The following is an 8838-nucleotide window of genomic DNA, read 5'->3' as shown; positions in this document are numbered from 1 at the left end:
CTTTCAAGCGATTGCCCTGGCCGATCTCCTGTCTTATGTCGAGAGATTGCTGTAGGTATGTTAGTGCAGTTTCATAGTCGCCGCGAGCATCATAGATCTGAGAGATATTATTGAGCGTAGTGCCTTCGCCGGACTTATCGCCGATCTCCTGTTGAATGTCGAGAGATTGCTGTAGGTATGTTAGTGCAGTTTCATAGTCGCCGCGAGCCTTGAATATCTGAGAGATATTATTGAGCGTAGTGCCTTCGCCGGACTTATCGCCAAGCTCCTTATAGATAGCGCTGGATTTTTGGTAGTGCTCTAGTGCTAGGTTGTACTGTCCTAAGTAATTATGGAGAAGTCCTTTCCAATTCAGGGTGCGTGCTTGAGTTTTAGCGTCTTCAAGCTGCATTAATTGAGGTAACCAGTTATCTAAAATAGTGCGCCGATGCCCAAGCAGCGATAGCTGTGAGATTGTATTGAACGCGGTAGCGGTCAATTCTTCTAACGGCTCTTTAGTCTCTGAATTGATTGTGGTATCGAAAAGGTGCTTCCACCAGTTAAAAGCGGTTATATCTTCTGTGTATTCACCATCCTTGGCGCGTTTGAAGCCTTTGATATAATCGATAGCCGTTCGCGAAATAAACGCGTGGGTGTTTTGCGGTGATATGGTTTGAGCTGTTACAAGAGACTTTCTTAATGATCGCGTAAAGCCGCCTGTTTTGTATTCGGAGTCTTGTAGTAGGAAATACTCTGCAAAAATGTCTGGTTGTAACGCGCCGTTCTGGTTACTAGAAAGCTGTTTGATTACGTCGATAAAGCGTTCTAGTTTGTTTTCGGTGTCAGCAATATCCGTGTCATTTAAAATATCAAAAATGCGATCTTCATCGTTTTCTAAGTCGAGGCCACCAGACAGCGTTGCGATGGTCAGTAGTTTGTAGATAGACGCTTTATCTGACTCTGAGTAATCACTCAGCACAGCTGCCCAACGCTTTTCTTCACGATCCAATACATGCTTTAAAAGCTCGGCTTGCGTCCAGTCTCTTATCTTGTGAATGTCGTTATGCTCAATCGCACTGGCAACCATACCAATAAACAACGGTCGGCCATGATTACTGAGGGTATCTAAGCTATTCCAAAACTCACTGTCTTGTTCTGGCAGTGCTTTTTGGCAGTCCAGCGAAACCAAAAAGCTTTCAAGTGCTTGGCGTTGCTCTGTTCGTGTAAGCGGAAGTAGCTCAAGGGGCTCTTGCGTGTATAAGTAGCTGTGTCGATTTGTTGCAGAGCTTGATGAAGACACTAACGTTTTCCACCAGCTTTGATCTTTAGCGACTCGCTCCAAAACAAGTAAACGCACAGGGAAGTCATAATCATCTTGGTGCTGAATAAAGTGGTCAATCCAGTTGGCTATCTGTGTCGGGTACTCCGCAGCGTAGTCGATGGTAATGATGGTGGGTCTAGTAGGTTGCCAGTTATCTAGCGCATCTGATTTATCAAGCTTGTCTGAGTGAAGAAAACCGACATCACAGTAGCTTTGACGTGAAAGCAGGGCGTCTAAGGCGAGGCGGCTTTTTCCTGTTCCACCGTCACCCGTTATGACTAACCAGCTAAAGGTTTTGTCAGCGTCAAAGAAGTCGTTGAGTAGTTCCAGGCTGTGTTCTCGCCCGATAAGTTTGGCTTGTCTGCTAGTGTAAGTGAGCCATGCCGCGCTGCTTTTTTGAGCTTGATGGTTCAGTGCTTTTTCGGCTTCTGTGATTAGGAACTCGGGTGTTTTTAGGTCCAGATCAAACGCAAGACTGTCAATGATATTACTCAGCTGACCTATAACGATTTGATGTTGTCGGTTTGACGCTTCTAGTGCTTCTGCTTGGTGGTTTTGGCCTAGCAGTAATTGAACTAAGCCTTGCTGTTCGGTTGATAAATTTTCCCAACGGGCATAGTCACTGACAAGCTTTCCAAGGTTCTTATTGCTGGGTATTTCAAACGCCTCGCCGAGTGTCTTGTCAGTTTTAGTTTTGAGTGTGTTTAAGATGCCTTGAGCGAGATTGAAATACCAACTGTATTCGCCCAGTTTGTCATGGAGTTTGAGCATCCATGCTTTACCGACCACTTTGCCAGTGCCTGCCAATGAGGCTAATACCAGAGGGGCTAGGTTGCGTATGGCAAGTCGTGCCGCTTTCCCTTCGATACCACAAGCTTCACTTAACCAATCTGCTAACGCTTTGCTTTTGTCTTCATCAGTAAAGTACTCCTGAAATTCAGTGAGTTCGGCAATGATTTCTTTAAATGTCAGTTCGTTAGCAGCGGATGTTGTCGGCATGTCATATCCTTATGATTTGTGCATAAGGTTAGCATGGTGTCGTTATTATCATCAAACACCTGCTACGGTGGTTTTTTGGTGTATTATGATTCAGTTAAGCGTCAACGCCATAATGCGGCAACACTTCTATTTTAAACACACTGGAGCCATTGATGTTCGATCAAATAAAAGACGCCATCAATCCTGGCAAAAATCCTAATCTCAAACATGCGCACCAGTTTCAGCGAGAGAATCTGCCAACCCTCTGGTTAGTGGGTAAAACCGGGGCGGGCAAGTCCACCTTTATTCAAACCATCACGGGACTTTCATCAGTAGAGGTCGGCAACGGCTTTGCCCCCTGTACCAAAACCGCACAAGCCTATGACTATCCTCAGGATAAACCCTTGGTACGCTTTTTAGATACCCGAGGCTTGGGGGAAGCAGACTATGACCCCGAGGCTGATTTAGACGAAATTGGTCAATTAGGCCATGCGTTGGTGGTCGTAATGAAAGCCGACGAACCAGAGCAATCGGCAGTGCTGAGTGCTTTAAAAAAGATTAAGCATAAAAATAAAATCAAGCATCTCCTGCTGATTCATAGCGCGGTGTTGTTGTCATCTGAGAAAGACCGCACGCGCCAAATTGCCTATAACGAACACCAAGTCAAAGCGGTGTGGGGCGATGACGTCAAAGCGGTGGCTGTTGATTTTGAAACGGAGGATGGCTCGGTCTACCACTACGATGATTTGGTGAGTGCGCTCGAAGAGATGCTGCCCGTGGTCGGGATTATCGCGGATGTAAAAGGCCATAAATCCGTTGAGGAAGCGAACTTCGATACCGTTAAAAAAGAAGTCCTTTGGTATTCAGGGACCTCAGCGGCTACTGATTTGCTTCCGGCGGTCGGTATCGTCACTGTGCCTGCCATTCAGGCGAAGCTGCTGCACAGCTTGGCGAATCAGTATGGTGTAAAGTGGGATAAACGAGCCTTTAGTGAATTGATTGGTACCTTGGGCAGTAGCTTTGCATTGCGCTATGGTTTGAAGTTTGGCACCCGTGAGTTGGTGAAGTTTATCCCTGTCTATGGACAAACAGTGGGGGCAATTGCAGCCGCTGCCATGAGTTTTGGGGCAACTTATGGTTTGGGTCGGGTCGCCTGTTATTACTTCTATCACAAGCGTAGGGGGGAAGACGTCTCCACCGAGGATATGCAAAACCTATACAAAGATGCATTCAAAAAAGGAGCGGCAGCGTCGGGCTATGAAAAAACTTAAAGGCTTATATCGTCTGCTATCCGATTTATCCGGCAGTCGCTGGTTAATTTTTATTATCTCAGCGCTGCTCCCTGTGCTGACGATAATGGGCTTTGGTATCTACTTAGCGTTTAAGTATGACTACATCCTTGAGCTATCGATTGCCATCACAATCAGCACCTTAATCGTCACCATTCCATTATTTTTGATCGGTCGATCGGTTCATGAAGAGACCCAAGAGTTATTGGAGGCATCCGCTGAAGCGCCCCCTGAGATCAAAGATGGCTTGGTCAAAGCATCTTCCAGCTGGTCGCAAAAAGAGGTGGCGATTTGGAATCAATCACGCGCGCATACACGGGAGCGATTGAAAGCGGGTATTGAATGGGGAAAGCTGGATGAGGCGGGCCTGGAGGTTCTGGAATTAGTCGCACAGCAGTTTGGGAAAAAGACGCTGGCTTTTTCTATCCCCGAAGGTTTAAAGCTGTTTGAAGAAGTGAGCCGCCGATACAAACTCGTGGTAAAGGATCACATTCCGGGCATTGAGTACATCAAGATCTCTCACATCAAAGCGGGCTATGAAGCGTATGACAAATACGGCGAGCTAGGCCAAAAGGTGGTGAAAGCAGCGATTTGGGCGAATCATGCTAAAAACCTCTATTACAACCCCTTAAAAGCGGTGTCTGATCTCACCAAAGAGCATGCAACCTCATCCATGACTAAGGGTTTTACCGATGATATGCAACTGAAGGCAAAAGAAATTTTGTTGGATGAAGTTGTAGCGGTGGCCATCGATTTATACAGTGGCCGGTTTAGCTTTGAGGATGAAGATATTCAGTTGTCGAATGCCTCGGCTGAAGATGTCGAAAATTTTGCGCCGGATTTGGAGCCAATCCGTATTGTCACGGTGGGGCAAACCGGTGCGGGTAAGTCCTCGATTATTAACCTGCTGAAAGAGGAGCTGGTGGCAGAGGTTGACGTATTACCCTCGACAGACAGCACTACCGTTTATACCGCAATGGTCGATGATGTTGAGGTGAGAGTGGTTGACCTGCAAGGTTTAGAAGGTGATGCCTCCACTGAAAAGCAGATGCTCAAAGAGATGACGCAGGCTGATCTGATCCTGTGGGTGCTCAAAGCCAATCAATCGGCACGTGCGCTGGATAAACAACTGAATGACAAACTGGCCTCGTTTTATGCTGATCCCAAGCATATTTCTTATAAAAAACCGGTCGTGATTGCTGTGGTTAATCAGGTCGATAAATTGAAACCAATTGCTGAATGGCAACCACCGTATGATCTGGAAAATCCGGGTACTGCTAAAGCGAAGATCATCGCTCAGGCCATTGAGTATAACCAAACGTTGATGCAGCCCGATATCGCCCTACCATTATCGATATCACTTGATAAGCCGCACTTTGGCATAGAGGCGCTGAAGCAGACTTTGCTGGATGAGATTGTTGAAGCTAATAATGTGCAGCGAAACCGACAGAGGGTTGAAGCGATGAAGCGCGGCGTGTCGTTAAAAAAACAGTTGGGTAAGACGGTTAATGTCGGTAAGAAAATTGTCCGTCATACGCTTCGTGATTAATTCCGGGTGCAGCAGGCAACAGTGTGTTGCTGTTGCCTGATTAGGAATTACCAGTAAAAATTAAAACGTCATACGCCTGTCAAGCCACAGACAAAACCGGCGCTGCCGCCAACAAATCCTTAGTATATTGATGTTGCGGAGAAGCAAATAAATCATCCGCAGATTGCTCTTCAATTAGCACACCTTGTTTTAACACACCGATCTGATGCGCCATGGTTTTCACCACCGCCAGATCATGCGTAATAAACAAATAAGTCAGTCCAAGCTCCGATTGCAGATCCTTCAGCAGGTTTAACACCTGTGCCTGTACAGACACATCCAGTGCTGATGTCGGTTCATCACACACAATAAACTTGGGATTAGACGACAATGCTCGGGCAATAGAAATACGCTGGCGTTGTCCACCACTGAATTGGTGTGGAAACTTACGTGCGTCATCGGCTTGTAAGCCTACCTGTTCGAGTAGTTCGGTCACTCTTTGTACCGTCGCTTTACGACCCTGAGTAATCCCGAAAGCTCGCAATGGTTCAGCGACTAAGTCATGCACCCGCCAGCGTGGATTCAAGCTAGCGTAGGGTGACTGAAACACCATTTGGATATCACGCCGGTTTTCTTTTGGCATGCTTGTCGAAATCTGATGACCAGCAATGCTGACTTGTCCGCTGCTGGCATTATCAACACCAACGACAATTCTGGCCAGTGTTGATTTACCGGAACCACTTTCACCAACCAGCGCGTATGTCTCGCCTTGCTGAATCGATAAGCTGACGTTTTTTAAAGCCTGCACGCCTTGAGATTTACTGAACAAACTGCGTTTATGGAAGACTCTGGAGACTTCATCGACTTCTACAAAACTCATGTTTCACTCCGTAGGTGGCAAGCGACGTCATTGATCAAGTGCGGTATGACTTCCCGACATTTATCTTCGGCAATCGGGCAGCGCGGATTGAAGGCGCAGCCGTCAGGAATCGCGGTCAGTGGTGGCATATTGCCCGGAATCTGGTATAGCGTGGTATCGACATTTGCGTCCATAGTGGGCGTGGAGGCGATAAGCCCTTGGGTGTAAGGGTGACGCGGCGAACGGATAATGTCATTGGTTGTGCCGATCTCGATCAGACGACCTGCGTACATTACGCCGACACGATCAGTCCAGTGGCCGATCACGCCCATGTCATGGGTGATCAGGATTACCGATGTGCCATGAGCGCTGCAGACTTCCCGTAGTAAATCCAGTACCTGTGCTTGTACCGAGACATCCAGCGCAGTAGTAGGCTCATCCGCAATAATGATTTCAGGTTCGCTGGCCATGGCCAGTGCGATGACGACCCGTTGACGCATACCGCCGGAAAACTGATGAGGATAAGCAGATAAGCGATCCGCATCGACACCGATCTGAGTCATCAGTTCAGCAGCGCGTTCCCGTGCCGCTGTGCCGCGTCGTGGCGTATGCAACTCGATGGTTTCAATCAGCTGCGCACCAATAGTTTTCAGCGGATTGAGACTACTCAGCGGGTCCTGAAAAATCATGCTGATGTGTGAGCCGCGAATGCGCTCCGGGTTTTTAACAATCGACTCACCTTGTAAGCGGATATCGCCGCTCACAATTTTACCCGGTGGATCAATCAAGCCGAGAATGGCATTTCCCGTCATTGACTTTCCGGCACCAGACTCGCCCACCATCCCCAGAAATTCACCGGCTTCTAAGGTTAGTGAGACGTTATCTAGTGCTCTGAGCACGCCGCGGCGTGACGTAAATTCGACCGATAGGTCTTCGATTTCTAATAAGCTCACGACAACCTCGGGTTATAAAAGTCACGTAGCCAGTCACCCAGCAAATTGAACGACAAGGCCAGCACTAGCAGCGTGACGGCAGGGAAGAAGATAATCCACCACTGACCAGAAAACAGAAAGTCCTGTCCGACACGAATTAGTGTGCCTAATGACGGCTCTGTTGGCGGTGCGCCTACCCCGAGAAAGGACAGGGTTGCCTCTGCAATAATGGCAAGCGCCAGAGTGATGGTGCCGATGACCAGAATCGGATTGATGACATTTGGCAAAATATGCCGAGCCATAATATTCAGGTGCGACAAACCAATCAGGCGGCTGGCGGTGATGTATTCTTTTTGCTTTTCCACAATGGTGGTGCCGCGAACGGTTCGGGCGAAGGAGACCCATTCCGATAAACCAATCGACAGAATCAGCACTGTAATCGCCATATCCGCACGTGCATTGGGCGGTAAGATGCCTCGCGCGACACCGTAAATTAACATCGCCACCAAAATAGAAGGGAAGGTCATTTGGATATCCGCGATTCGCATAATGACGGCATCAACCCAGCCACCTAAGTAGCCTGCCAATAAGCCCAGTGTGACGCCTAAGGTCATCGCCAGTATGACGGAGGCGAAGCCCACAAACAGCGACACCCGTAGTCCATACAATATGGCGGAATACAGGTCTCGTCCCTGATCATCTGAGCCTAAGAAAAACTGCTCACCAGTGAATTCGTTGGCGACGCCCGGCGGGGTAAATCCATTCATCAGGTCAATCGAGGACATATCGAAAGGATCAGTCGGCGCGATCCATGGGGCAAACAGGGCGCAAGCTGCCAATACCAAACAGATGATCAGTGAGATCAGTGCAGTCGGGGTGCGCAGCAGTGAATATACAAAATCAGAATCTAACCAGCGTGCAATCATTCACTTGCTCCTGCGTTGGCTGCGTCACGTATTCTTGGGTCTATAAACAAATACAGAATATCGACAATGAGGTTGATGGCGACAAAGATAATGCTCACCATCACCAGATAGGCTGACATGACCGGAATGTCGACGTGGTAAATCGCGTTAATAAACATCAGTCCTAGTCCTGGCCACTGAAACACGGATTCCGTGATAATGGAGAAAGCAATGATAGAGCCGAACTGTAAGCCGATAATGGTAATGACGGGTACTAAGGTATTTTTCAGAGCATGATCAAAGTAAATACTGCGAAGCGGCAGGCCACGGGCACGGGCAAATCGAATGTAATCTTGTCCCAATACTTCCAGCATTTCAGCGCGTACCAAGCGCATGATCAACGTCATTTGGTAGAGACCAAGTGTAATGGCAGGGAGAATCAGCGATTTAATCCCTTCCAAGGTTAAGATGCTGGTATGCCACCAGCTACCAAGCTGGGTCACACCACTACGGCCAAATGAGGGAAGCCAACCGAGTTCTACGGAAAACAGCCAGATCAGCAGTACCCCGATAAGAAAGGTTGGCAATGACACACCAATCAGCGAGGTGGTCATAATAAATTGTGAGAAAAAGCCTTTGCGATTTATGGCGGTGATCACCCCGAAGGTGATGCCAAAAATAGTGGCTAAAATACCTGAAAACAGGGCTAATTCAATGGTTGCCGGAGCGCGGTCTGCGATCATGGCAGCGACTGATTCACCGGTGCGGTAGCTCACGCCGAAATCGCCTTCCAGTGCACGACCGACAAAGCGGCCATACTGCACCAGTAAGGAGTTATTTAAGCCGAGGCGCTCACGCAGCATTTCACGGTCGGTTTCGGTGGCTTCCTGTCCCAGCATGACTGAAACGGGGTCGCCCACAAAACGGAACATAGAAAAAGCCACGAGCGCAACGATTAGCAAAACAAGAATAGACTGGCCAATGCGGCGGATAATCATTGAGAGCAAGGTTTAGCTCCGGACAAAAGAGGGGTAGAAGAGGGTGACT

Annotated in this window: 7 protein-coding genes; 2 read left to right on the top strand and 5 right to left on the bottom strand. The window is 48.1% G+C overall.

Annotated elements, in window-relative coordinates; genetic code table 11:
* The coding region (locus DKW60_RS17660; protein ID WP_146203515.1) for a tetratricopeptide repeat protein at positions 1-2299 on the bottom strand (2299 nt) is incomplete at its 3' end.
* Positions 2300-2451: 152 nt separating this feature from the next.
* On the opposite strand from DKW60_RS17660, the gene DKW60_RS17655 reads away from it, so the two are divergent.
* Both DKW60_RS17655 and DKW60_RS17650 read left to right on the top strand, forming a co-directional pair.
* Positions 2452-3549, top strand: a complete 1098-nt coding sequence (locus DKW60_RS17655; protein ID WP_109838990.1) for a YcjF family protein — start codon at positions 2452-2454, stop codon at positions 3547-3549.
* Positions 3536-5116: a GTPase family protein gene (locus DKW60_RS17650; protein WP_109838989.1), complete on the top strand. Its 1581-nt coding sequence runs from the start codon at positions 3536-3538 to the stop codon at positions 5114-5116. Before DKW60_RS17655 ends, DKW60_RS17650 begins: the two co-directional genes overlap by 14 nt.
* A 79-nt stretch (positions 5117-5195) precedes the next feature.
* On the opposite strand, the gene DKW60_RS17645 is transcribed toward DKW60_RS17650, so the two are convergent.
* Genes DKW60_RS17645 through DKW60_RS17630 form a run of 4 tightly spaced genes read right to left on the bottom strand, consistent with a single transcriptional unit; the run spans position 5196 to position 8789 of the window.
* Complete coding sequence (locus DKW60_RS17645) at positions 5196-5975, bottom strand: ATP-binding cassette domain-containing protein (protein WP_109838988.1); 780 nt, start codon at positions 5973-5975, stop codon at positions 5196-5198.
* On the bottom strand, positions 5972-6907 hold the full coding sequence (locus tag DKW60_RS17640; protein ID WP_219988812.1) for an ABC transporter ATP-binding protein: 936 nt from the start codon (positions 6905-6907) through the stop codon (positions 5972-5974). Before DKW60_RS17640 ends, DKW60_RS17645 begins: the two co-directional genes overlap by 4 nt.
* Positions 6904-7812, bottom strand: coding sequence for an ABC transporter permease (locus tag DKW60_RS17635; protein ID WP_109838987.1), 909 nt, complete (start codon positions 7810-7812; stop codon positions 6904-6906). Before DKW60_RS17635 ends, DKW60_RS17640 begins: the two co-directional genes overlap by 4 nt.
* Positions 7809-8789 carry an ABC transporter permease gene (locus DKW60_RS17630; RefSeq protein ID WP_245929730.1) on the bottom strand — a complete coding sequence of 327 codons (981 nt, stop codon included), beginning with the start codon at positions 8787-8789 and terminating at the stop codon, positions 7809-7811. Before DKW60_RS17630 ends, DKW60_RS17635 begins: the two co-directional genes overlap by 4 nt.
* Positions 8790-8838 lie beyond the last annotated feature (49 nt).

Origin of the sequence: Leucothrix pacifica (genome assembly GCF_003172875.1) — a bacterium.
Classification (GTDB): Bacteria; Pseudomonadota; Gammaproteobacteria; order Thiotrichales; family Thiotrichaceae; genus Leucothrix; species Leucothrix pacifica.
The sequence above is the reverse complement of the archived record's forward strand: the minus strand, read 5'-3'. Positions and strand labels throughout refer to the sequence as shown.